Genomic DNA, 23686 nt, shown 5'->3' with positions numbered 1-23686 from the left:
TGTCGATCTGGTCGTACGCGAGGAAGGTCGCGCCGCCGGTCTTCGCCAGCACCTTGGTGATGGCCGCCGTCAGGGACGTCTTGCCGTGGTCAACGTGGCCGATGGTGCCGATGTTGACGTGCGGCAAACTTCTGTCGAACTTCTCCTTACTCATTGCTGCTCCTCGCGAGACCGGCGCACCGGCCGAATCGAGAAAAGGTGCTGCGTCGTGCTCCAAACCTGCAAAAACGTCAATCGAAATCGCCTGCTCCCCTTCCAGGGAGCCGGTTACTTCACCGGTTCAGTGCGTCCTTCGAGGCCGGGGCGTAGTGGCTGAACCGCATGGTATAGGTGGCTCTTCCCTGGCTGCGGCTGCGCAGGTCGGTCGAGTACCCGAACATCTTGGCGAGCGGCACCTGGGCGTGGATCGCCTGCACGCCTCCCGGCCGGGGCTCCATGCCCAGGATCTTCCCGCGGCGGCCATTCAGGTCGCCGATGACATCACCCGTGAAGTCGTCCGGGGTGATGATCTCGCAGTCCATGATGGGCTCGAGGAGCACGGGGTCCGCGCTGCGCACCGCGTCCCGGAAGGCCATCGAGCCGGCGATCTTGAAGGCCATCTCGTTGGAGTCCACGTCGTGCATCGAGCCGTCGTAGGCCTCCACCTTGATGTCCAGCATGGGGTAGCCCGCGATGGGGCCGCTCTGCATGGCCTCCTGGACGCCCTGCTTCGCCGCGGCGATGAACTCCTTGGACACCGCCCCGCCGACGACCTTGTCCTCGAAGGCGAAGCCCGCGCCCGGCTCGTTGGGCGTCACCCGCAGGTTGATGTGGCCGTACATGCCCTTGCCACCCGTCTGGCGGATGTACTTGCCCTCGCTGTCCACCGCCTTGGTGATCGTCTCGCGGTAGGCCACCTGGGGCTTGCCCACGTTGGCGTCCACCTTGAACTCGCGCAGGAGCCGGTCGACGATGATCTCCAGGTGCAGCTCGCCCATGCCGGCGATGATGGTCTGCCCCGTCTCCTCGTTCGTCTTCACGCGGAAGGACGGATCCTCCATCGCCAGGCGCGCCAGGCTGGTGATGATCTTGTCCTGGTCCGCCGTGGACTTCGGCTCGATGGCCACGTCGATGACGGGCTCGGGGAACTCCATCCGCTCCAGGATGATGGGGTGCTTGTCGTCACAGAGCGTGTCGCCCGTGGTCGCCAGCTTCAGGCCCACCACCGCGCAGATGTCACCCGCGTAGCACTCCTGGACCTCGTCCTTCTTGTCCGCGCGCATCTGCACCAGGCGGCTGATGCGCTCGCGCTTGCCCTTCACCGAGTTCCACGCCGCCGTCCCCGCCTCCAGCTTGCCCGAGTAGATGCGCAGGAACGTCAGCGTCTGCGACTGGAACGCCGGATCGTTCATGATCTTGAACGCCAGCGCGCTGAAGGGCGCCTTGTCGTCCGTCTGACGCGTCTCGTCGTCGCCCTTCGGGTTCTTGCCGTGGACCGGAGGCACTTCGAGCGGGTTGGGCAGGTAGTCCACCACCGCGTCCAGCAGCGGCTGCACGCCCTTGTGCTTGAAGGCCGAGCCACAGAACACGGGGAAGATCTTCAGCCCCAGGGTCCCCTTCCGGATGGCCCCGCGAATCTCCTCCTCGGTGAGCTCCTTACCCTCGAGGAACTTCTCGGTGAGCGCGTCGTCCTGCTCGGCCGCCGTCTCCACGAGCTCGTTCCGGGCCGCAGTGGCCTGCTCGAGGAACTCCGTGGGAATGTCCACCACGTCGTACCGGCTGCCCTGCTCCGAGTCGTGGAACACGAGGGCCTTCATCCGCACCAGGTCGATGACCCCGCGGTGCTTGTCCTCGGCGCCCAGCGGAAGCTGCAGGCGCACCGGACGGGCGCCCAGCTTCTCGCGGATCGTGTTGACGGACATCTCGTAGTCCGCGCCCACCCGGTCCATCTTGTTGATGAAGCAGATGCGGGGGACCTTGTACTTGTCCGCCTGCCTCCAGACCGTCTCGGACTGGGGCTCCACACCGTTCACGCCGTCGAAGACGGCAATCGCCCCGTCCAGCACGCGCAGGCTGCGCTCCACCTCGATGGTGAAGTCCACGTGCCCCGGGGTGTCGATGATGTTGATGCGGAACTTCTGATCGTTCCGGCTCCAGAAGGCGGTGATGGCGGCCGAGGTGATGGTGATGCCGCGCTCGCGCTCCTGCACCATCCAGTCCGTGGTCGTGGTGCCTTCATGCACCTCGCCCATCTTGTGGATGGCTCCTGTGTAGAACAGGATCCGTTCCGTGGTCGTGGTCTTGCCGGCATCGATGTGCGCCATGATGCCGATGTTGCGATAGCGCTCGAGCGGATACTCGCGAGGCATTTCTCCGAACCTCTCCAGAACGGGATGGGGCGTGCTCCCCTGCCCTTCCCACCACGAAACCAACGAAACGGTTGTCAAAGACCTGAAACACCCGGACGCGGGGGGCCGCATCCGGGTGTCGGGCACTTCAGGACGCCAAGGACTACCAGCGGTAGTGGGCGAAGGCCTTGTTGGCCTCGGCCATCTTGTGCGTGTCCTCGCGCTTCTTCACCGCGTTGCCACGGTTGTTGGCGGCGTCCATGATCTCGCCCGCCAGCTTCTCCATGGCCGTCTTCTCACCGCGCGCCTTGGCGTAGGTGATGATCCAGCGCATGCCCAGCGCCACGCGGCGATCCTGACGGACCTCCACGGGCACCTGGTAGGTGGCGCCACCGACGCGGCGGCTCTTCACCTCGAGCACGGGCTTGACGTTGTCCAGGGCCTTCTTGAAGGTCTTGAGGGGATCCTCCTTCGCACGCTCCTCGATGAGGGCGAAGGCGCCGTAGCACACCCGCTCGGCGATGGACTTCTTCCCCTTGCGCATCAGGTCGTTCACGAACTTCGTGACGAGGCGATCCTGGAACTTCGGATCAGGAAGGATCTTGCGCTTGGCTACTACGCGACGACGAGGCATTGCTTTCCATCCCTTACGCCCCTCTCCCATGCACCTGGGAGTCAATTGGTGGGGCTTCAACTGCGTTGGCGATATCGAGGAGACTCCCCAGGGTGCGGGGCAAGCGACCTATGCGAATGAAACGAAGGTGATCGACCCGAATCAGCTCGGGCGCTTGGCGCCGTACTTGGAACGGCCCTGCTTGCGGCCGGCCACGCCCACGGAGTCCAGCGTTCCGCGGATGATGTGGTAGCGAACGCCCGGGAGGTCCTTCACACGGCCTCCGCGGATCATCACCACCGAGTGCTCCTGGAGGTTGTGACCCACGCCCGGGATGTACGAGGTGACCTCGATCCCGTTCGTCAGACGAACACGCGCCACCTTGCGGAGCGCCGAGTTCGGCTTCTTCGGCGTCGTGGTGTACACGCGGGTGCAGACGCCACGCTTCTGAGGGCACTCCTTCAGAGCGGGGCTCTTGCCCTTGATGTTCAACTTCTCGCGGCCCTTGCGGACCAGCTGGCTGATGGTTGGCACTGAGCTTCTCTTCCTTCCCGATTTGCCCCGGGCGGGTGTACCCAGGGGCGCATACAAACCTACAACTGCGCTTGAAAAAGGGCCGCGAGTATAGGGAGGGAGTACCCTGTGTCAAGCACTGCTGGCCCACGGCGTTCCAACCGTGGACGGCACGGGCATCCTTTCCTACTCACTCCTGGCGGGGCCGGTCCTCTACTCCCCCGGCAGCTAGAAGTCGAGGACCATCACGATCGCGTCCTCGGGCGCCCGGCCCTCGTCCACGTAGTAGTTCGGCCGCACCCCGACCGGGCGGAAGCCGAACGACTTGTACAGGTGGATGGCCGGATCATTGCTCTTACGCACTTCCAGCGTGGCCAGGCTGCACTTGCGCGACCGCCCCTCGGCCAGGGTGGCCTCCATCAGCCGGCGCCCCACCCCACGCCTGCGGTGCGCCGGCGCGGTCGCCACGTTCAGCACGTGCACCTCGTCGTGGACGATCCAGAAGATGGAGATGCCCAGCAGCCGCCGCCCTCCCTCCATCAGAGACTCCTCCAGGAGGAAGATGACGGACCAGTCGTGGCCGAGCTCGCGCTGCAGCAGCTCGAACGACCAGGGGTTGCTGAACGAGGCCTTCTCCAGATCCATCACCGCCGGCAGGTCCTCGCGCGTCATCCTGCGGATGCGGTACGGGGACTCCGGCGTCGCCTGCTCCGTCGGCTGGGGCTCCTCGCGCATCCGCCTCATGGCAGCGCCTCCCGGGCGAAGGGAGCCACCCGCCGCACCTTCGCGCCCGCCCTCACCTGGGCGAACTCCTCCTTCGCGAGCTGGCTGTAGCGCTCCCGGATCAGCTTCTCCTTCAGGGCCTCCCGCACCGACTCGTACGGTCCTCCCAGGGCCGCCTTGTGCTCCTCCCAGTACCGCCGCGTCTCCGCCTCGCTCACCTGCGCCCGCAGGCGGCACCGGCTGTCCAGGATGCGCTCGGCCCGCACTCCCCGCTCCAGCACCGCGAACAACTGCTCCAGGTCCGCGTCATGCCGGGCCAGGAACGCCAGCAGCGCCGTCTCGTCCTCGAAGCGCTCCCGGAAGACCTTCAGCCGAGCCTCCACCTCCGAGCGCTCCGCCGCGAAGGCCTGCAGACGATCCGCCCCCGCCACCAGCAGCCGCTGGTTGATGGCCAGCTCGAGCGCCCCCCGGAGCGTCTGCTCGTCGAGCCGGGCTTCCGCCGCCCGCACGCCTCCTCGCTGCACCAGCGCCACCCGCGTCTCGAACTCCAGCTCGCTCAGGGTGAGCACCTGGTTGCCGATGACCGCCACCACCCGGTCGATGACCCGGCCCTCCGCCGCGGCCGCCCCCTGGGAGGCCTCGGGAGCGGCCTGCCCGGCAGCCGCCACCGGCACCAGCGCGAGCCAGCCCACCACCAGCCCGGTCTTCGCTCTTCGTCCGCGTGGTACTCCCATGCTCTCCCTCATGACCCTCCGGCCACTTTATACATCCGGACCTTGGGCCACACGCCGTGCTGGCGATCGCCGGACGGCTGGTTACGTTCTTGCAGTTTCGGAGGGCAGCACCTTATGGCGGACGACTACTACCAGATTCTCGGCGTGTCCCGGACGGCATCGGCCGACGAAATCAAGAAGGCCTTCCGCAAGCTCGCTCGCAAGTACCACCCCGACGTCAACCCGGGCGACAAGGCGGCCGAGGAGAAGTTCAAACAGCTCAACTCGGCCTTTGAAGTGCTTTCGGACGAGCGCAAGCGCAAGCTGTACGACGAGTTCGGCGACGAGGCCGCCCAGTTCGGCTTCGACGAGAAGAAGGCCGAGCAGTACCGCGCCTACAAGGCCGCCCAGGCCGCCGGTGGCAGGCCCTTCGGCGGCGGCGGTGGCGGCGCGGACTTCGACCTGGGCGACATCTTCGGCGACATCTTCAGCCGCGCGGGCGGCGGCGGCGGCGTGGACGTGGACGAGCTCTTCGGACGCGCCGGTCGAGGAGGCCGGACCGCAGGGCCCACCCCCGGCGAGGACATCACCGCCCGGCTCACGCTCAGCTTCAACGAGGCCCTCACCGGCACCGAGCGCAGCATCTCGCTCCAGCGCCCCGGCCGCTGCCAGCGCTGCCAGGGCTCGGGCCAGGTGGGGACCCCCACCACGTGCGCCACCTGCGGAGGTACCGGGAAGGTGCGCCGCGGCGGCGGCATCCTGGGCATGGCCTCGAGCGGCACGTGCCCCACCTGCCGCGGGACCGGCCGCGCCGCCCCGCCCTGCCCTTCCTGCCAGGGGACGGGTGTCCTGGAGGAGACGGCCCGGCTCACCGTGAAGATCCCCGCCGGCGTCCAGACGGGCTCCAAGGTGCGGCTGGCCGGCCAGGGCGCCGCGGGCACGCTCGGCGGCCCCCCGGGTGACCTCTACATCGAGACCATCGTCCAGGAGCACCCCCTCGTGCGCCGCGAGGGAGATGACCTCTACATGGACCTGCCGGTGACCGTCACCGAGGCCATGCTCGGCGCCGAGGTCCGCGTGCCCACCTTCCAGGGAGAGGTGACGGTGAAGGTGCCCGAGGGCTCCCAGTCCGGCCGCCGCATGCGGCTCAAGGGCCGGGGCTCGCCCGCGCTCAAGGGCGGCCCCCCGGGCGACCTCTACCTCACACTCCAGGTAAAGGTGCCCGAGCAGCCCACCCACGAGGCCCGCCAGGCCGCCGAGACGCTCGCTCGCGCCTACCAGGCGGATGTCCGCAGCACCCTGCTGTTGTAATCGACGGCCAGCCACTGGCCATCCAAGCTTCTTGCGTTAGCTTGCGCCGCGTCCTACACGGCGCTCCACAGAACTCGTTCTCACCCTCGGAGCATCTCCCACTATGGGCATCTTCGATTTCCTCGGCGGCTCCGGTCCCGAGAAGGCCCTCAAGCTCAAGTCCAAGGTGACCCAGAAGTACGGGGACCCCACCACCCGCCAGAAGGCCCTCCACCAGCTCGGGGAGATGAAGTACCCCGAGGCCGTCAGCGTCCTGCTGCAGCGCTACACCATCACCGTGGAGCCCCTCACCACGGACGCCGACGAGAAGGAGCTCGTCTTCGAGTTCGTCAAGAGCTTCGGCAAGGACGCCCTCGCCCCCGTCACCGAGTTCCTGCGCAAGACCGAGCAGGCCACCTCCTGGGCCCTGCGCATCCTCGAGGCGCTCCTGCCCGAGAACGAGGTGGTCGGCATCGTCGTGGACACGCTCACCGCCCTGAGCGCCCAGTACATGCGCGACCCCGAGAAGAAGGTGGTCCTCCTCCACTACGTCACCGGCAAGCAGGACCCTCGCATCGCGCCGGCCGTGGTGCCCCACCTCGACGACATGGCGGATGACGTGAAGATCGCCGCCCTCAAGGCGCTCGGCTCCCTGAAGTACGAGCCGGCGCGCGAGCCCATCCTCCGCCTGCTGACCACCGGCGATACCGCGCGCCGCGTGCAGGTGGCCGCCCTCGCCTCGCTCCAGGAGAGCGGCTTCGGCGTCCAGGGCTTCCGTGAGAAGGTGGAGGCGACCCTGGCCGACCCCTACTACCTCGACGGCAACGGTCTGGTGCAGCGCCGCGGCTGAGCGCCCGGGCCCTGGCGGGTCGGATATCTCCCACCCGCCGCCCTGTCGTCCATTCAACACGGCAATTGTCCTCCGGTCGGCCCTGTTCCGGGTGTGGCCCCGGGAAGGGTTTCACCCCGGCGCCGGGTGACGCAGGATCGGCCTGAGCGGCGAGCGCGTCACCCCACCCTGGACGTGGGCGGGCGCGCCGCCCCCTGGTAGCCGAGGTAGCTCCGTGCCCAAGAAGAAGGTTCCGCATCTGGCCGAGGTCGTCACCCTCCGCCCCGAGTCGAAGAAGCCCCGCCGCACCGTCAAGCCCCAGCCTCCCGTGGAGAGCGAGGCCGCCGAGCGCGCCCTGGTGGAGATGGCGCAGCACATCAGCTCCAGCGCCGGTCCCACCGAGGCCCTCCGCTCCCAGCTCCAGATCATCCACGGGCTGATGCAGGCCAAGGCCTGCTACGTGGCCCGCTTCCTCGCCTCGCGCAACCAGCTCCACGTCGAGCACGTGCGCGGCCGCTACGACGAGCGCATCACCGCCGCCACCCCCGAGGAGGGCCTGGTCGGCCGCGCCTTCGCCGAGCGAACCATCCTCCGCGACGAGGAAACCGTCGCCGTGCCGCTCGAGGGCCCCCAGGGCATCAGCGGCGTGCTGGCCATCATCGCCCCGCGCCGCTCGCTCTCGGACTCGCTGCTGGCGGCCATCGCCGGCCAGCTCTCCGCCGCTTATGAAGTCGCCCGCCTGCGCGACGACAGCGCCCGCCGCAACAAGGACCTCCAGACGGCCATCGCCGGCCTCAAGGCCCTCGAGCAGAGCCGCGACGAGCTGCTCGGCAACGTGTCCCACGACCTGAAGAACCCCCTCACCACCCTCAAGGCCTACCTGGCCATGATGGGGCGCGAGAAGCTCGGGCCCATCTCCGACGCCCAGCGCCGCGCGGTGCAGGTGTGCGATCGCAGCGCGGACCGCATGTTGCGCATGGTGAATGATCTGCTGCTCATGTCCCGCCTCCAGGCCGGGAAGATGCAGCTCAACCAGCGCCCCTTCGGCCTCAAGGCCGTGGCCGAGGAGGTCATCCGCACCCTCACCCCCATGGCCGAGCAGGCCAAGGTGCAGCTCACCCTGCCCCCCTCCGGCGAGGTCTTCGTCCGCGGCGACCGCGAGCGCATCGCCGAGGCCATCCAGAACCTCGTGGAGAGCGGCATCCACCGCTGCGAGGCCGAGGACACCGTGGAGCTGCGCGTCTCCATCGAGGACGGGCTCGCCGTGCTCACCGTGAAGGACTCCGGGCCGGGCATCGGCTCGGAGGACCTGGAGCACGTCTTCGATCCCTTCTACCGGCCCGAGGGGACCCGCGGCCAGGGGCGCAGCCTGGGCCTGCCGCTGGTGGCCAAGATCCTCGCGCTCCACGGCGGCCGGGTGGAGGCCACCAGCACCCTGGGTGAGGGAGCATCCTTCCAGCTGGTGCTGCCCATGTTCGCCGGCGCCGTCAGCACCCCCGACTCCGCCCAGGCCGGCCCCCGCGCAGGCGGCATCCTGCTCGTCGAGGACGACGCCGACTGCCGCGAGGTGCTCCAGCAGGTGCTCGAGCAGGAGGGCTACCGGGTGATGTCCACCTCGGGGGCCTCCGAGGCTCGCTCCATCCTCTCGCACATCCGCCCGGCCATGGTGCTGTTGGATTTGCGACTGAGCGAGGACGATGGGCGCTCCGTGCTGCGCTTCATCCGCGGCACCGAGTCCCTGGCCGACGTGGCCGTCTACATCATCTCCGGCGCCAGCGAGGTCTCCAGCCTCGGCGCGGGCCAGGGGCTGGACCGCATCGACGGATTTTTCGAAAAGCCACTGCAACTGCCGCGGCTGCTCGACACCGTGGCCGCCGTGGTCCGTCCGAGCCGCCGCAACCCGGCCGTCACGTGAAAGGTCACTGCGACTCAACGCGTTGACAGAAGGTGCGCGGATTACGCCCGGGTTTCGCTTAGTATCCGCGCGATCCAATGAATCCTTCCGTCTATTCCCGCTATCGGACTGCCTTCGTCGAGGCGCTCGCCCAGGCCCTGGGCGTGCCGGCCTCCGAGATCGACTCCCAGATCAAGCCGGCCGACCCGGCCCACGGCGACCTCTCCTTCCCCACCTTCCCCTTGGCCAAGGCCCAGAAGAAGGCTCCCCCCGCCATCGCGGCCTCGCTCGCCCAGAGCGTCAAGGTGCCCGGTCTGGAGGTGGTGGCCGCTGGCCCCTACGTGAACGCGAAGTTCGCGCAGATGCCCTTCACCGCCGAGGTCATCGACGCGGCGCGCTCGCAGGGCACGCGCTACGGCGGCAGTGACGTGGGCGCCGGCAAGACGGTGGTCATGGACTACTCGTCGCCCAACATCGCCAAGCCCATCGCCTTCCACCACATCCGCTCGACGATGATCGGCCACAGCGTGGCCAACCTGCACCGGGCGCTCGGCTACCGCGTCGAGGGCATCAACTACCTGGGCGACTGGGGCAAGCAGTTCGGCCTGGTGGCCGTGGGCTTCCAGGAGTACGGCGATCCGGCCCACCGCAAGGACATGGCCCACCTGGTGGAGGTGTACGTCAAGGCCAACAAGCGCGCCGAGGCCGAGCCCGCCTTCGACGATCGCGCCCGCGACTTCTTCCGGCGCATGGAGGCCGGTGAGTCCGACGCGCTCGCGCTCTGGAAGGAGTTCCGCGAGACGTCCGTGCGCGACTTCGAGCGCATCTACAGCCGGCTCGGCATCAAGTTCGAGCACATCGAGGGCGAGAGCTTCTACCAGGGCAAGATGGAGCCGGTGATCGAGGAGATCGCCCGCGCTCCGGGCGTCAAGGAGTCCCAGGGCGCCACCATCGTGGATCTGCCCTACGCAGAAAACGAGCCGCCGGTGCTGCTCAAGAAGAACGACGGCAGCACCCTGTACGCCACGCGCGACCTGGCGGCGGCCATCGATCGACACGAGCGCTTCCGCTTCGAGAAGTCGCTGTACGTGGTGGCCACGGATCAGGCGCTGCACTTCCGGCAGCTCTTCCGGGTGCTCAAGGCCATGGGCCGCGAGTGGTCCGAGCGCATGGTGCACATCAATTTCGGCCGCGTGCACGGGATGAGCACCCGCAAGGGCAACGTGGTGCTCCTCAATGACGTGCTCGACGAGGCCAAGGCCCGCGCCATGGAGAAGGTGCAGCAGAACATCCAGGAAGGCGCCATCCAGACGGACAATCCGGAGGCCCTCGCCGAGCAGATCGGCCTGGGCGCCATCGTCTTCGGAGACCTGAAGAATCGCCGGGCCACCGACTACACCTTCGACTGGGATGACGTCCTCAACCTCACCGGCCACACCGGTCCCTACCTCCAGTACGCGCACGCGCGCACCTGCAACATCCTGCGCAGGGGCGGCGGGGCTCCGGCCTCGTATGACGCGTCCCTGCTCACCCTGCCGGAGGAGCAGGCCGTGCTGCGCGTCATCGCCAAGCTGCCCGTGGTGGTGCAGGAGGCCGCGGAGCAGGCCGAGCCGAGCTTCGTGGCCCGGTGGCTGCTGGACCTGGCCGCCGAGTTCAGCCGCTACTACACGCTGGGCAACCAGGATCGCTCCAAGCGCGTGCTCGTGGAGGGCAACGAGCCCCTGAAGGCGGCCCGGCTGGCGCTGACGGACGCGACTCGGGCGGCCCTGGCCGCTGGCCTGGGGCTGCTGGGTATCGCAGCTCCGGAGAACATGTAGCGAGGCTCGAGTGGAAACAGGGGGGCCGCACGTGGACACCGCATTGACACAAGAAGCTGTGAATCACAGTGAGGCGTTGAAGGACGAGTTCGGACCCATGTCCCGGGTGCTCGGCCAGCGCTACTTCGACGGGGTTCGCTTCCCCGCCGAGGCCGAGGATGAGCTGCGCTCGCTCCACACCAAGGGGTTCGTGGTGCACGTCATGCGCACCACGGCGTGGATCAACTTCCTCTACCTGGCCTGGGCCATGGTGCGCCGGGCCCTGCCCCCCGTGCGGGCCGTGGTGAACCTGCGTCCCTGGTTCACCCGCCCCTTCCGCAAGACGGCCCAGCGCGGCGACTTCGATGTGCGCTTCACCTATGCCCGGCGCCAGGGCGGCAGCGGCCTCATCTTCCTCAAGAAGACGGCCCTCCTGAGCGCCGCGGGCAAGGACATCGAGGAGAACCCCTTCCCCGCCCTGGTCGCCATGGCTCGCAAGGGGGACAAGACCATCTACCTGGTCCCCGAGCTCTTCGTCTGGGAGAAGCGCACCTCGCGCGTCAAGCCAAGCCTGCTGGACCGGGTGTTCGGCAGCCCGGACGCCCCGGGCTTCCTGCACTCGATGGTGGCCTTCTTCCGCAACTACCGCCGCGCGCAGTTCCGCGTGGGCGAGCCCATCGATCTCAAGCGCTTCATCGAGGAGAACCCGGAGGACTCGGACGAGCTCATCGCGCGCAAGGTGCGCAGTGCGCTCAACCACCACCTGGCCCGCGAGACGCGCGCCGTCTTCGGGCCGCCGGTGAAGCCCCTGGTGCGCATCCTCGAGGAGACGCTGCGCGACCGCACGCTGCGCAAGGCCCTGGACACGGTGGCCACCGAGGACAACCGCAAGCCGGACAGCGTGCTGCGCCAGGCCCGGCGCAACCTGGAGGCCATCGCCGCCAAGCCCAGCCCCACGACGCTGGCCTTCGTCTCGCCCGTGCTCGGGTGGGTTTTCAACCGCATCTACGACGGCATCGAGGTGGACGAGGCCGGGCTCAACCGCGCCCTCAAGGCCGCCAGCAAGGCGCCGCTGGTGCTGTGCCCCTCGCACAAGAGCCACGTGGACTACCTGGTGATGAGCTGGGTGCTCTGGAACCGCGGCTACTCCGTGCCCCTGGTGGCCGCGGGCGCCAACCTGTCCTTCTGGCCGCTCGGGCCCCTGCTGCGCCGCTGCGGCGCCTTCTTCCTGCGCCGCTCCTTCAAGGACGACAAGGTCTACGCCGCGTCCTTCAAGGCCTACGTGAAGAAGCTCGTCCACGACGGCGTCCACCAGGAGTTCTTCCCCGAGGGCGGCCGCTCGCGCACCGGCAAGCTGCTCCAGCCCAAGCTGGGCATGTTCACCTGGCAGGTGGAGTCCGTGATCGAGGGCGCACGCAACGATCTCACCTTCGTGCCCGTGTCCATCGACTACGAGAAGGTGGTGGAGTCGAGCAGCTACTCGAAGGAGCTGGCCGGCGGCGAGAAGAAGCCCGAGGACATCAAGGCCCTGCTGAGCACGCCCAAGGTGCTCACGGCGCGCTACGGCCGCATCCACCTCACCTTCGACGAGCCCCTGTCGCTGGTGGACCTGATGAAGAGCCGCGGGATCGATCCGGCCCAGCCCATCACCGACGAGCAGAAGAAGGGCCTGGTGCGCGCCCTGGGCAACCGGATGATGTATGGCATCAGCAAGGTGTCCACGGTGACGCCGCACGCCCTGGTGAGCGCGGCGCTGCTGTCCCACCGTCGGCGCGGCATGACGAGCCGCGAGCTGACCGACCGCATCACCGTCCTGCGCCGCATCGCCGAGGAGGAGAAGACCCCACTGTCCACGATGCTGAAGGACTCGCCGAGCAACCCGGAGGCGATGGGCGCCATCCAGGATGCCATGCGTACCTTCTGCTCTGACGGGATGGTGCGCACGCAGAAGGCGCACGGCGAGGTCATCTACCAGGCCGAGGACGACCGCCGCGGCGAGATGTCCTTCTACAAGAACACGCTGATGAACCTGGTGGCGGCGCGCAGCCTCGTGGCCAACGCGCTGCTGGTGGGGGCTCCCGCGCCGTTCGACGAGGTGAAGGCCCGGGCGCTGTGGCTCTCGAGGCTCTTCAAGGTGGAGTTCATCTACCGGGTGGGCGCCAGCTTCGACACCATCTTCTCAGAGGTGGTGGAGCGGATGGTGCGGATGGGGCTGGTGCTGCACCAGGGGGACACGCTGAGCGTGGCGCCCGAGCCCCATGCGCGGCCGGAGCTGGAGTTCCTGGCGGACCTGCTGCGGGACTACCTCGAGGCGTACCTGATCGCCGCCCAGACGCTGCCAGAGGTGGCTGCGGGCTCGGCACAGGATCGCAAGTCCTTCGTGAAGCAGGCACTGGATCTGGGCCGGGCCGAGTACCACTCAGGGCGCATCACCGCGGCCGAGTCCCTGGCCAAGGTGACGCTGGAGAACGCCGTGGCCTACATGCTGGACCAGCGCTACCTCGTGGAAGAGGACAAGAAGCTCAAGCTGGGACCGGCGGCCCCCGACGTGGCGGCGACCCGGCAGTTCGCCGAGGAGATCCACCGCTACCTGCGCCACCAGGGTTGAGCCCCTCCCCCTCCCCTCTCCTCTGCGGGAGAGGGGAGCGCGCGGTCACGGCTCCGTACGGAAGGGCACCCGGACCTCCTGCCGGAGCGGGTTGCCCTCGAAGTCCGTCAGCGAGTTGCGCAGCACCAGCGTGTACGCGGTCCCCGGCTTGAGCACCCCCGGCTCCGTGCTCACCGTCACCGTGTACGGCACGTCCCCGCGCTCGACGTTATCGTCCACGTCCGAGCCCGGCGGCACCGTCAGCACCAGGGGAAGCTCCACCCGGCCCTCGAAGACGGCGATGCCCGGGCGCAACGTACGGGTGTCCATCGACTCGGAGAAGACGACCTCCAGCGAGCCATCCACGAGCACCGTGCCCCCAGCGCCCGGCTTCGTGGACACCACCTCGGGCGGATCCGTGTCGCGAGCGGCGAGCATCGGGTCCCCCGGCTCCAGACACCCGGCACAGCCCAGCAGGCCTACGAGCAGCACCCGGCGCATCAGCGGCACCCCTTCTGCGCGAGGCTCGTCTCGGTGTGGCACTTGAGGCAGGCCCTGTCGTTGGCCGCCGCCACCCGCTTGCACGCCGCCGCGAAACCATCCGGATGCGGATTCACCTGCCGCCTCACCGAGCGCTCCGAGTGGCAGCTCATGCACGACTCCTCGCGATGGCACGACACGCAACTCTGGATGTCGCGCGAGGCCGCGACGCCGTGGTGCTGGGGCCCGGGCACCTCGACCCACGCGGTGTAGTCCGGGTGCACCTTCACGTTGCGCGGGCGCAGCGAGCGGTCCGCGTCCATGCCCACGCCGCTGCGCTCATGGCACGCGACACAGAAGGACTGCATCCGGTGGCAGCTCGTGCAGCGCGTGGACTCCATCCGCGCCTGCACCGGGTGCAGGGTGATGAAGTCGTTGGGGTGCACCGACAGCGGCTTCTGCAGCGCATCGTGGCACGTCTGGCAGTAGGACTCGGCGTGGCACGACATGCACGTCTGCCGGTCCACCGACGCGCGGCTGCCGTGGGTGAACTCGTAGCGGGGCCCGTGGTCCAGGCCCAGCGGGTTGCCCTGCGTCGGCCGCAGCACGCCCGAGGGGAACGTGAGCTGCAACCGGCCCGAGGCCTCCGTCACGTGGCAGGTGCGGCACTCCTTCGAGGCCACGGAGCCATTGTGGCACTCGAAGCAGGTGGCCATCTTCGGGAGCTGCTGCCGGGTGGCGAGCTGCACGTCCGTCATGGCGCCATGGCACACCGCGCACTCCACCTTCTTCTGCACATGCACCTGGTGATTGAAGTGCAGGTTCGCCGGGGGCATCTCCACCTTCGGCGGCGCCAGGCGCACCGTGGCATCGAACCCCGGATGGCACGTGTTGCAGCTGGCGGGCGGGTCCGTCTTCTCGCCCTTACGAGCCGCCTGGATGTCGTGACAGGTCTCGCACTCCTCGTGGCCCGGGAGGTTGAGGTCCTTCACCGAGCTGCTGGCCCGAGCGGCATCGTGGCAGGTGACGCACTCGGCGCCCGCCTCCAGGTGCTGCTTGTGGTCGAACTTCACGGGGATGCGCTGGGCCGGGTAGATGGCGAGGCTGCGCTCGCGGGCCGTGGCCGCCCAGGCGATTCCCGCCACCAGGAGAGACAGGGCCACGAGGCCCAGGGCTGTACGGTACCGGCGCTCCATCTACAGGCTCGCCTTCAGGTCGAAGAGGAAGAACACCTTGGAGTCCCAGCGGGTGTACGGGTTCACGTTCTGCTCGAGCACCAGGGACACGCGCGAGGCCCGGGTCAGCACCTGGCTGGCCCACACCTGCGCGCCGAAGAAGTTGCCCGCCAGCAGCGGGTTGAAGCCATCATCGATGCGCGCCGCGGACAGCCGCCCATCCAGGGTGAAGCGCCCATCTCCGAAGCCGTAGCCCGCGGTGAGATCCACCCAGGCCTGCGAGCCTCCGAAGCCCCGCCGGTACGACACGTCCAGCCCCGAGCGGAAGCGGCCCGAGCGCAGCGTCGCGCCCGCGGAGCCTCCCGCGGTGTAGGACGGCTGTCCTCCGGGATCGTTCGCCACCGCCGCCAGCGCGAGGCCACTGTTGATGTTCGTGTGGTACTGGCTCCCCACGCCCTGCACGTAGTAGCGCAGCGGGCCTCGCGGGAAGAAATCCACGCGCACCCGGGCCTCGTCCCTGGGAGCGAAGGCGAACCAGTACCAGATGGAGTCCGCGGAGAAGACCGGCGAGAGCCGCAGCGCCTCGCCACTCACCGCCAACTGCTCCCCGTCCCACCGCACCTGCGCACGGGCCTGCGCGAGCCGCGTCTGCAACAGATCGAAGTCCACCCCCGCCAGCGCGCTCAACCCGAGCCCCCGCCCATACCGCACCTCCACCGTCGCGCGCTCGAGGTCCGTCTGCCCCTCCACCAGCGCCCGGCGGTAGCCCACCGAGGCGGACACGCCCTTCAAGTCCTCCAGCAGCAGCTTCGCGCCGTACATCGGCTCGAGCGCCGTCAGCGACGGGTCCGCCCCGGCCACGCCCTGGTCCAGCCGGCGCGAATCGCTCTCCCGCGTCCCATCGGGCTGGTACACCGACGAGGACAGGAACCCCGCCCCCTTCACCCACAACCCGCCGTACACCTCGGCGCCGAGCCCCAGCCTGCTCATGTAGCGCACCCGCGCGCCATCGAAGGCCAGGATGTCCGCGACGTCCACGTAGACCTGCCGTCCCAGCCGGCCCTCGAAGCCGTTACCCGCGTAGCGCACGAAGGCGTAGAGGAGATCCGCGTCCTCCGAGCGCACCCCGTCGATCTGCGCCGCCTCGCCGCGCGGCAGACCGAAGTCCGCGAAGATGCGCAGGCTGGACTCGAAGCCCACGTCCTGCCCGGTGACGAGCTCGTAACCGTTGAGCCCGAGGTACTGGACGATCCTCCGGCGAGGCAGCAATACCGGCTCGTCAGGAGAGGCATCCCTCCAGGCGCGGATCTGGTACACCTGCGCCTCGGTACGGGCCTCGAGTTGGAAGGCCGAGGCCGAGGCCGTCCCCGACACCAGCAACGCCGCCAGCGGGCCTGCACGTCGGAAAATGATTCGCCCCGTGTCCACCATCCGCCGCTGAGCTCGTCTCAGGAAGCGCATCAAAGTCCGGGCATTATAGAAGCGCCTCGTTCCGGTGCCTCGTGTTTTGAGCACCCTCCTCGCAAGCCGGAGAAAACCGGTGGAAGAAGTCAGCCCCAGCCCCCCACGACCTCCCTCGCACGGCTCATGGGATCCCCGCACCGTGGCGGTGTTCGCCGCGATGGCCGTGTTCGTGGCCTTCCTGGTCTCGGGACTGCTCGTTCAGCCCCTCAACGTGGCCTTCGGCATCTGGTTCACCCAGATCTTCGTCTTCCTGGGCCTGGGCTGGATCGTCCTGCGCGCCACGGGGAGGGATCCGGTGCGCTACACCGGCCTGTTCCCCTTCCCGGGCCTGGTGCCGGTGGCGTTCGGGTTCGCCCTGGGCGTGGTCAACTTCTTCGCCATCGTCGCGCCCATCCAGTACGTCTCCCAGGCGCTGCTGCCCAAGGCGTGGCGGGAGATCTACGACGTGGCGGACATCTTCCGCGGGCAATCTCCGCTGGAAATGGCCCTCATCGTGGCGAGCGTGACGCTCGGGGCTCCGGTGTGCGAGGAGTTCTTCTTCCGGGGCATCTTCTTCCAGGGCCTGAAGTCGCATGGGGGTCCGCCCCTGCGAATGCTCGTGCTCTCGGCGGTCGTCTTCAGCGCGTTCCACCTGGATCCGGTGGGGTTCCTGGCCCGCGTGGAGCTGGGAGTGCTGTTCGGCTGGCTGTTGCTCCGCACCGGCTCGCTGTGGCCGGGCATCCTCGCGCACACGGCCAACAACCTCGTGTCCACGGTGCTGTTCTTCGGCGCGAAGCAGGTCGAGTCCCCCCAGGAGCCCACCACCCGGCAGGAGCAACTGGCCATCCTGCTGTTCGCGCTCATGGGCAGCGGAGTACTCTGGGCGCTGCTGTCCGCCACGCGCCGTTTTCCGAGCCTGCTGGGCCCGCCTCGTCCGGCCCAGGTCGTGGAGGCCCCGGAACCCCCGGTCCAGCCAGAGCCCTTTCCGGGCCTGCTGCGGCTGGCGCTTCCCTGGGCGTTCGCCGCGGTGCTGTCCCTGAGTGCTTATAAGGCCCTGGATCCGCTGGGTGTCCGGCTGAGCCAGATCGATCTGCGCTATCCGCTCAAGCCCGTGCCCGAGGACGCGCCGGATGCGCTTCAGGCCGAGCGCAAGGCGCTGGACGAGCTCCGGGTGCGAGCCCGCCGGGGCGAGGTACCGCTCGAGGAGTACGCCCAGGAGCGGGCGAGGCAATCCAAACAACCGAGACGAGACGCCCCGTGAGCGTGTATGCCCCCTCTGGCCCCAGGAGGAGGCAGGGTTGAGGGTGCAAGCATGAGAAGAGTGACCGCGACACGCTATGTCACGCCGCTGCGAGAGGGCGGCTCGATGCCCGCAATCATCGAGACGGATGACTCAGGGCTCTACGTCCTGAAGTTCCGAGGAGCGGGCCAGGGAATCAAGGCGCTCGTGGCGGAGATCATCGCGGGCGAGCTGGCCAGGGCGCTGGGTCTGCGGATGCCGGAGCTCGTGCTGGTGGAGCTGGATCCCACACTGGGCCGCGCCGAACCGGACGGGGAGATCCGCGATCTGCTCAAGGCGAGCGCGGGCCTCAACCTGGGCATGGACTATCTGCCGGGCTCCATCACGTTCGATCCGATGGTGGGCCCGACGCCAGGAGCCGCGGAGGCCTCGGCCATCGTGTGCTTCGACGCCTACGTGACGAACGTGGACCGCACCCCGAAGAACCCGAACATGCTGTCCTGGCACAAGGCGCTGTGGCTCATCGACCACGGCGCCTCTCTGTACTTCCACCACGCGTGGGACGACTACCTGGAGCGCAGCCAGAGCCGCTTCCCGGCGGTGAAGGATCACGTGCTGCTGCCCTGGGCCTCCGCGCTACCGGAGGCGGAGGCGTCCCTGCGCCAGAGGGTGACGGAGGACGTCATCCGGCGTGTCGTGGGGTGCGTGCCCGATGCGTGGTTGGGCCCGGAGGTGGAGCCCCGCTTCGCGACGGTGGCCGAGCACCGGGAGGCCTATGCCACCTACCTGCTGAAGCGCCTGGAAGCGACGTCGGCGTTCATCGAGGAGGCGCAACGTGCCCGCGCACAGCTCGTTTGACTACGCCGTCATCCGCGTCGTGCCGCGCGTGGAGCGCGAGGAATTCATCAACGTGGGCGTCATCCTCTATTGCCTCACCCGGCGCGTCCTCGATGCCCGGGTGGAGCTGGACGAGCGGCGGCTCCTGGCGCTCGCACCGGATGCCGATGTGGAGCTGATCCGGAGCCACCTGGCGTCCATTCCGCGCATCTGCGCGGGAGGCAAGGCGGCGGGGCCAATCGGCCAGCTGCCGCAGAAGGAGCGCTTCCACTGGCTGGTGGCGCCGCGCAGCACGATGCTCCAGACAGGCCCCGTCCACTCGGGCCTGTGCGAGGAGCCGGCGAAGGCGCTCGAGCACCTGATGGATCGGATGGTGCGGCCGCCCACGGGGAAACCCTGAAGCGCCGCTGCTCCGTGCTCCCTCTCCTCAGAACCCGAGAGGGAGCAACCCGGAGCAAAACCCCGTGCGTCAGATGAAACGGTAGGTGGCCACGTTGAACACGGGGCCCACCATGGCGGCGGTCATCACGTCGCGGGCCACGTCACCCTGAACCTCCACGCGCTGGCCGTCCTTCTTGATCTTCCGATCTCCGCCCGCGAGCTGGTAGGTGCGCCCATCATCACCCTCCAGCACCCAGACACCGCCCTCGAGATCACGGAACACCACGCGTCCGGTGATCTTCATACCGCCGACTCCTTGCGGAGCATGGCCCTCGCGATGATGAGGCAGATGAGCGTATTGACCACCAGCCAGGGCAAGGCGAGGAAGTTGAAGGGCATCCACGCCAGCGCGGGGGCCTTGGACCAGGCGGCGTACGTGAGGAAGCCGGCGAAGCCCAGCGAGAGCCCGCCAATGGCCGGCCGGATCCCCTTGAACTTGATGGCCAGGAAGGACAGCAGCAGCGGGATGAGCGAGCTGTAGAAGAGCGGGTTGGCCAGCTTGCCCCGGCCGAAGATGATGCGCTGCCAGTCGGGGATGGGCAGGTACGCCGCGTCCACCACGTCTCCGGCCACGCCCGAGGCCCCACCGAACCACGAGCGCGCGAAGAACACGCCCACCGTGGCCAACACCAGCGGCACGAGGAAGCTCGGCCGGACGAGGACGTTGAGGTAGCCCGGACGCTCACGCCCGCGGATCGTCAACAGCACCAGCGCCAGCAGGGCCAGGGCCCACCACATGGACGGCCAGCGAGAGGCCCCGCCACCGAGCGCCTCCAGCGAGGCCTGGGCGTCCAACAGCCCGTGTCCGTACTCCTCCGTCCAGGCCTGCTCCCCCATCCGCTTCGCGCCCGCGAAGAGGGCCTTCTCCACCTCGTCCGGCCCGCTGGCGCCCTCGGCGTACAGGAGCGCCGCCACCGCCGCCACGTGCGGGGTCGCCATGCTCGTGCCCTGGTAGGCCGCGTACACGGAGCGCGACACATCCCGAGGATCGATGGTGTTCTGCAGGATGCCGCCCGCGTCGCCCTGGCGCTTGTCACCCCCCGGGGCCGCGATATCCAGTTCCTTGCCATAGGACGAGTACGGGGCGCGCGTGCCACTCGGGCCCACCGCCGCCACGGCCACCGCGCCCGGGTACGCCGCCGGGAACTCCACCCGCGGACGCCCAGCGTTGCCCGCCGCGGCCACCACGGTGACGCCCTTCTTGCGCGCGTACTCCACGGCATCCGCCATCACCTTCGAGTAGCCACCACCGCCCAGGGACATGTTGATGACGTTGGCGCCGTGGTCCGCGGCGAAGCGGATGGCCTCGGCGATGTCCGCCGACGTGCCGGAGCCGAAGTGGTTGAGCACCTTCACCGGCATCAGCGTCGCCTCGAAGGCCACGCCGGCCACGCCCTGACCATTGTTGGTCGCCTGCGCGATGGTGCCCGCCACGTGCGTGCCGTGCCCGTGATCGTCGTTGGCGTGCTCGTCGTCGTTGACGAAGTCGTAGCCCTTCTTGAACTTGACGCCCTTGAGGTCCGGCACCTGCTTGAAGTCGTCGTAGTCCTCGTAGGCGATGCCCGTGTCCAGCACCGCCACCACCACGCCCTTGCCACGGCTCTGCTGCCAGGCCTTCGGCATGTGGATCATCCGGAGGTTCCACTGCTTGGGATAGTCCGGATCATTCGGGGTGTAGCCGTCCTTGCTCGTCTCCTCGAGCGAGTCCTCCAGCCCCGACACGGCCTCCTCTCCAGGAGGCACCGAGTACACCCGCAGCGGCTCGGCGGACTCGACGGCCGGGTTCTGGCGGATGCGCGCGAGCACCGCGTCCACATCCCCCACGTCCCGGGCGATCGTCACCCCCGTGTGCTCGCCCTCCACGGAGTTGAACTCGAGGTCCACCCCCCACTCGGACTCCCAGGCGTCGAACTCGGCCTTGGAGGTACCGTCCTTGAAGTCCACGACGATGCCGCCGGGCTCTTCCTCGGCCAGCACGCGCCGCGAGGTGTCCACCGCGGCCTCCTGCTCCGCCTCCCGGCTGCCCCCGGAGTCCGGGGGAGACGCGCAGGCCGCCGCCGCCACCACCAGGGACAGCACCGCATTTGCCAGGGTCCAACGCTTCATGGGCATGGGCGCTCCTTTGACGACCCATACGAACGAACGGCGGAACGATTGGGTCTCGATCAAGTCTGTTCGACGCCCCTCCCGGCGGGCAAGTTCCCTCCGGGATGAGGATCCTTCGTCAAATCAACGGGTTACGCAGCATCGGTCACTTGCCCGACAGCATCTTCAGCCAGGCGCGAACGGCTTTTCCCACCAGGGGCAAGGCATGGTGGAAATTGGCCCCGGCACCTTCCACGACCTCCAGCGAGCCCCCCGCCGCGTCCACCGCCTCGGCCAGCTCCGCCCGGGACAGGGTGGAGTCCAGCTCGCCCACCACCACCAGCAACCCCCGCCCGAGCCCGGCCAACTCCCGCGCCGTCACCGCCCGGGGGCTCACCAGGCACAGGCCCGCCACCTCGGGGTGCTGGGCCCGGAGCTCGAGGGCAACCCGGGCACTCCCATGGAGCGCGGCCACCGCCGCCGCGGGAGCGTGGGCATTCTCCAGCACCACGGCCAGTGCGGCCCCCGCGTCCTGGACCAGCGCCTCGCCCGAGCCCCGCTCGCCCTGGCTCCCTCCCACACCGCGGTAGTTGAAGCGCAGCGTGGGGTGGCCCGCCGATGCCGCGGCGAAGGCCAGCTCTGCCCCGATGACGTGGTCCATGCCTCCCCCGTCCTCGGGCCGGGGCGGGAGGACGAGCAGCGGGGGGCGCTCGTCGCCCCGGTGCGCCACGCCTTCCATCACCTCGCGGCCCAGGGGGATGAGCGCCGGGCGCTCGAGGAACTGACCTTTCAGGACCATAGGAAGCCTGGAGATTAACGCGGAGCGGGTCCGAGTGCTTCACTCCTGGAGCACTTCCTCCCGGGCAGTGAACGCCAGCCGGGCCTCGCAGGACAGGGCGCTTCCCCCCGCGCACGAGGCGCAGCTCGCCTTGAGCTCCACCACGCCCTTGGAGACGGTGTCCAGGTCCTCGAAGACGATGTGGAGGGCCGTGGATTCCAACACCTGGCCGTCGGCGGAGACCTGTACCCGCTCGGCGGAGAAGGAGTCCCCGGTGCCAGCGATGGCCCCCTCGAGCCGCACCGGTGGAGCGTCCCCGAGCCTCCAGCCCCCCTCGGGCGATTCCACCACGAGGAAGGCGCGATCGGCGCTCCCGGCCTCCCAGACGGTCCAGGTGAAGTCGCGATAGAGGTTGTGGTCCTCCACGCGCGGCGAGGGAGGCGTACCACCCCGGTAGCAGGAGGCCGGAAGCGCCGCGAGAGGCGCGGGATCCACCGCCACGAGATAACGCCGGATCTCCTCGCCCCCTCCACAACCGGCGAGCAGGGTGAGCCCCAGTCCGATTCCCAGGTATCGCATGTCAGGTCGCTCCCGCCATTTCCGCCGCGTGCTCCTCTCGTACCCAGGCGTAGTACCGATCCGTGTTCTCGGGGGTATGGAAGAGCACGAGGAGCGCCACATGCCGCTCGTCCCAGAGCTTCGTCAGCAGACCCCAGAGACTGTGGCTGAGCTCTCGTTGCTCGGCATCGGGCACATCGAAGACCTCCAGAGCCCAATCCCGGCCCGGAAAGTCCCCCTTCGTAGTCCGATGATCCGTCCACCTGATAGGTCGGCTCCCGACAATCTCCCGCACCCGCTGACGAATCTCCTCACGCTCGTTCACCATGTCGGCTCCTCTCCAAGCACACCCCGGACGATGGTCGTCGCCGTCTCCAGTGCAGCCCTCGCGCGCTCGACTGTCAGGTCTTCCTGAAGATAGTCCGCAGCCACTCGCAGCCGGACCAGCTCGCACAGCCCCTCACTCCCTTGATCATCGAGCACCCCAGCCCTGCGAGCCTCGTAGGGCAGCGGGTCATGCAAGAAGTAATATACACCAGACCTGACTTCTGGAGTAGGTATACCCGCTTCGTTCATCGCATGCCAGCACGCATGGTAGGCCGCGTAGTACGCCCGCGAGGCCGCCGCATTGGGGCACGGCTCCTCAACGTCCAGAAGCACACGCGCCGCCGCCAGGTTCTCCCACGCCTTCCGCTCCATCGCCCTCCCCCCCTCCACCACCTCCCTTCCTACCTCCCACCTCTGACATGGGCTCGCCCGCCCCCACTCCAGCGGTCATCCCCGGACGGGACCCCCTCGGAACTCCACCTCGCCGCATGGGCCTCGGCCCGGAGTTCCACCCATCCTGCCCCGCATTCCTCGCGATGCCGGGCGGGCTGCTGCTAACGTCCCTCCCGAAGAACGACGCCTCCTGGAGGCGGAGGACCCATGACCCGCGAAGAAGCGCAGCGCCTGGTGCAGGCGTTCATGAAGTCCCTCGGGCAGCCGAGTGAAGGCCTCAACCCGCAGGGATTTGGTGGAGTGGCGCTCGGCGATGCGCAGCTCTATTTCGAGTACCACGCGGACAAGCAGGCGCTGGAGACGAGCGCTCTCGTCTACAAGTTCCGCGATCCGCCCAAGCCCGGAGTCCTCGAGGGCTTCCGCGCCGAGGAGAAGTCCGGCACGGACACGGGCGGTGGCGCGGTGGACTACGAACCCGAGAACAAGAGCCTCTTCCTGAGCCGCACCTACTCCACGGTGCCGCAGGACGCGGCCTTCAAGGAGGACATGCGGCGCCTCGCCCAAGCGAGCGTCGTGTGGGGTGACGAGGTGCTGGACCGCGTGGCCTCGCGCGTGTTCAAGCGCTGAGGCACGAGGGGAAGCAC

The 23686-nt window shown here is 68.6% G+C and carries 24 protein-coding genes and 1 pseudogene; 9 read left to right on the top strand and 16 right to left on the bottom strand.

Going from position 1 to position 23686, the window contains the following annotated elements:
• The 6 genes from DAT35_RS45785 to DAT35_RS45760 form a co-directional block, all read right to left on the bottom strand.
• A partial coding sequence (locus DAT35_RS45785; protein WP_233262011.1) for a GTP-binding protein occupies positions 1-154 on the bottom strand: 154 nt, incomplete at its 3' end.
• 118 nt (positions 155-272) lie between these two features.
• On the bottom strand, positions 273-2348 hold the full coding sequence (gene fusA / locus DAT35_RS45780) for an elongation factor G (protein WP_108075646.1): 2076 nt from the start codon (positions 2346-2348) through the stop codon (positions 273-275).
• Positions 2349-2490: 142 nt separating this feature from the next.
• Positions 2491-2961 (bottom strand): 30S ribosomal protein S7, encoded by a 471-nt coding sequence (gene rpsG / locus DAT35_RS45775; protein ID WP_043408972.1) that lies wholly within the window; start codon positions 2959-2961, stop codon positions 2491-2493.
• 141 nt (positions 2962-3102) lie between these two features.
• Positions 3103-3474, bottom strand: a complete 372-nt coding sequence (gene rpsL / locus DAT35_RS45770) for a 30S ribosomal protein S12 (RefSeq protein ID WP_108075645.1) — start codon at positions 3472-3474, stop codon at positions 3103-3105.
• Between the two features lie 207 nt (positions 3475-3681).
• A complete protein-coding gene (gene rimI, locus DAT35_RS45765) occupies positions 3682-4197 on the bottom strand; it encodes a ribosomal protein S18-alanine N-acetyltransferase (RefSeq protein WP_108075644.1) in 516 nt (171 codons plus the stop codon).
• Entirely contained in the window at positions 4194-4910 is a 717-nt protein-coding gene (locus DAT35_RS45760; RefSeq protein ID WP_233262098.1) for a hypothetical protein, read from the bottom strand. The genes rimI and DAT35_RS45760 overlap by 4 nt, the downstream gene beginning before the upstream one ends.
• 114 nt (positions 4911-5024) lie before the next feature.
• Here DAT35_RS45760 and dnaJ point away from each other — a divergent pair, with 114 nt between their 5' ends.
• The 4 genes from dnaJ (at position 5025) to argS (ending at position 10719) form a co-directional block, all read left to right on the top strand.
• A complete protein-coding gene (dnaJ, locus tag DAT35_RS45755) occupies positions 5025-6200 on the top strand; it encodes a molecular chaperone DnaJ (protein ID WP_108075642.1) in 1176 nt (391 codons plus the stop codon).
• A 103-nt stretch (positions 6201-6303) separates the two neighbouring features.
• Positions 6304-7029: a HEAT repeat domain-containing protein gene (locus tag DAT35_RS45750; RefSeq protein ID WP_108075641.1), complete on the top strand. Its 726-nt coding sequence runs from the start codon at positions 6304-6306 to the stop codon at positions 7027-7029.
• A 214-nt stretch (positions 7030-7243) separates the two neighbouring features.
• Positions 7244-8923 (top strand): hybrid sensor histidine kinase/response regulator, encoded by a 1680-nt coding sequence (locus DAT35_RS45745; protein WP_108075640.1) that lies wholly within the window; start codon positions 7244-7246, stop codon positions 8921-8923.
• 77 nt (positions 8924-9000) lie between these two features.
• Positions 9001-10719, top strand: coding sequence for an arginine--tRNA ligase (argS, locus tag DAT35_RS45740; protein ID WP_108075639.1), 1719 nt, complete (start codon positions 9001-9003; stop codon positions 10717-10719).
• Here argS and DAT35_RS62540 read toward each other — a convergent pair.
• Positions 10704-10763, bottom strand: a pseudogene (locus tag DAT35_RS62540) (hypothetical protein); the annotation flags it as partial. The gene argS and the pseudogene DAT35_RS62540 overlap by 16 nt on opposite strands.
• Here DAT35_RS62540 and DAT35_RS45735 point away from each other — a divergent pair.
• The gene (locus DAT35_RS45735) at positions 10751-13306 is read left to right on the top strand and encodes a 1-acyl-sn-glycerol-3-phosphate acyltransferase (RefSeq protein WP_108075638.1); all 2556 of its coding nucleotides are present in this window, start codon (positions 10751-10753) and stop codon (positions 13304-13306) included. The pseudogene DAT35_RS62540 and the gene DAT35_RS45735 overlap by 13 nt on opposite strands.
• 45 nt (positions 13307-13351) lie before the next feature.
• On the opposite strand, the gene DAT35_RS45730 is transcribed toward DAT35_RS45735, so the two are convergent.
• The 3 genes from DAT35_RS45730 to DAT35_RS45720 are packed head-to-tail and all read right to left on the bottom strand — an operon-like array spanning position 13352 to position 16314.
• Positions 13352-13786, bottom strand: a complete 435-nt coding sequence (locus DAT35_RS45730) for an Ig-like domain-containing protein (protein ID WP_199243204.1) — start codon at positions 13784-13786, stop codon at positions 13352-13354.
• Positions 13786-14961, bottom strand: a complete 1176-nt coding sequence (locus DAT35_RS45725; RefSeq protein WP_108075636.1) for a cytochrome c3 family protein — start codon at positions 14959-14961, stop codon at positions 13786-13788. The genes DAT35_RS45730 and DAT35_RS45725 overlap by 1 nt, the downstream gene beginning before the upstream one ends.
• Positions 14962-16314, bottom strand: a complete 1353-nt coding sequence (locus tag DAT35_RS45720; protein ID WP_233262097.1) for a hypothetical protein — start codon at positions 16312-16314, stop codon at positions 14962-14964.
• Between the two features lie 133 nt (positions 16315-16447).
• Here DAT35_RS45720 and DAT35_RS45715 point away from each other — a divergent pair, with 133 nt between their 5' ends.
• The 3 genes from DAT35_RS45715 to DAT35_RS45705 are packed head-to-tail and all read left to right on the top strand — an operon-like array spanning position 16448 to position 18860.
• Entirely contained in the window at positions 16448-17644 is a 1197-nt protein-coding gene (locus tag DAT35_RS45715; RefSeq protein WP_369946345.1) for a type II CAAX prenyl endopeptidase Rce1 family protein, read from the top strand.
• A gap of 51 nt (positions 17645-17695) precedes the next feature.
• Complete coding sequence (locus DAT35_RS45710) at positions 17696-18481, top strand: HipA family kinase (RefSeq protein ID WP_108075635.1); 786 nt, start codon at positions 17696-17698, stop codon at positions 18479-18481.
• Complete coding sequence (locus tag DAT35_RS45705) at positions 18459-18860, top strand: DUF3037 domain-containing protein (protein WP_108075634.1); 402 nt, start codon at positions 18459-18461, stop codon at positions 18858-18860. The genes DAT35_RS45710 and DAT35_RS45705 overlap by 23 nt, the downstream gene beginning before the upstream one ends.
• A gap of 69 nt (positions 18861-18929) precedes the next feature.
• Here the strand turns inward: DAT35_RS45705 and DAT35_RS45700 are convergent, their stop codons facing one another.
• The 6 genes from DAT35_RS45700 to DAT35_RS45675 form a co-directional block, all read right to left on the bottom strand.
• Complete coding sequence (locus DAT35_RS45700) at positions 18930-19145, bottom strand: DUF5818 domain-containing protein (protein WP_108075633.1); 216 nt, start codon at positions 19143-19145, stop codon at positions 18930-18932.
• The gene (locus tag DAT35_RS45695; protein WP_108075632.1) at positions 19142-21013 is read right to left on the bottom strand and encodes a S8 family serine peptidase; all 1872 of its coding nucleotides are present in this window, start codon (positions 21011-21013) and stop codon (positions 19142-19144) included. The genes DAT35_RS45700 and DAT35_RS45695 overlap by 4 nt, the downstream gene beginning before the upstream one ends.
• Positions 21014-21152: 139 nt before the next feature.
• Positions 21153-21785, bottom strand: a complete 633-nt coding sequence (locus tag DAT35_RS45690; RefSeq protein WP_108075631.1) for an alpha/beta hydrolase — start codon at positions 21783-21785, stop codon at positions 21153-21155.
• Between the two features lie 39 nt (positions 21786-21824).
• On the bottom strand, positions 21825-22343 hold the full coding sequence (locus tag DAT35_RS45685; protein ID WP_108075630.1) for a hypothetical protein: 519 nt from the start codon (positions 22341-22343) through the stop codon (positions 21825-21827).
• A 1-nt stretch (position 22344) separates the two neighbouring features.
• Positions 22345-22650, bottom strand: a complete 306-nt coding sequence (locus tag DAT35_RS45680; RefSeq protein ID WP_108075629.1) for a hypothetical protein — start codon at positions 22648-22650, stop codon at positions 22345-22347.
• A complete protein-coding gene (locus DAT35_RS45675) occupies positions 22644-23021 on the bottom strand; it encodes a HEPN domain-containing protein (protein WP_146210142.1) in 378 nt (125 codons plus the stop codon). The genes DAT35_RS45680 and DAT35_RS45675 overlap by 7 nt, the downstream gene beginning before the upstream one ends.
• A 228-nt stretch (positions 23022-23249) precedes the next feature.
• Here DAT35_RS45675 and DAT35_RS45670 point away from each other — a divergent pair, with 228 nt between their 5' ends.
• Positions 23250-23669, top strand: coding sequence for a type III secretion system chaperone (locus tag DAT35_RS45670; RefSeq protein ID WP_108075627.1), 420 nt, complete (start codon positions 23250-23252; stop codon positions 23667-23669).
• The last annotated feature ends 17 nt before the right edge of the window (positions 23670-23686 follow it).

Source organism: Vitiosangium sp. GDMCC 1.1324, from assembly GCF_003044305.1.
Lineage (GTDB): Bacteria > Myxococcota > Myxococcia > Myxococcales > Myxococcaceae > Archangium.
The sequence above is the reverse complement of the archived record's forward strand: the minus strand, read 5'-3'. Positions and strand labels throughout refer to the sequence as shown.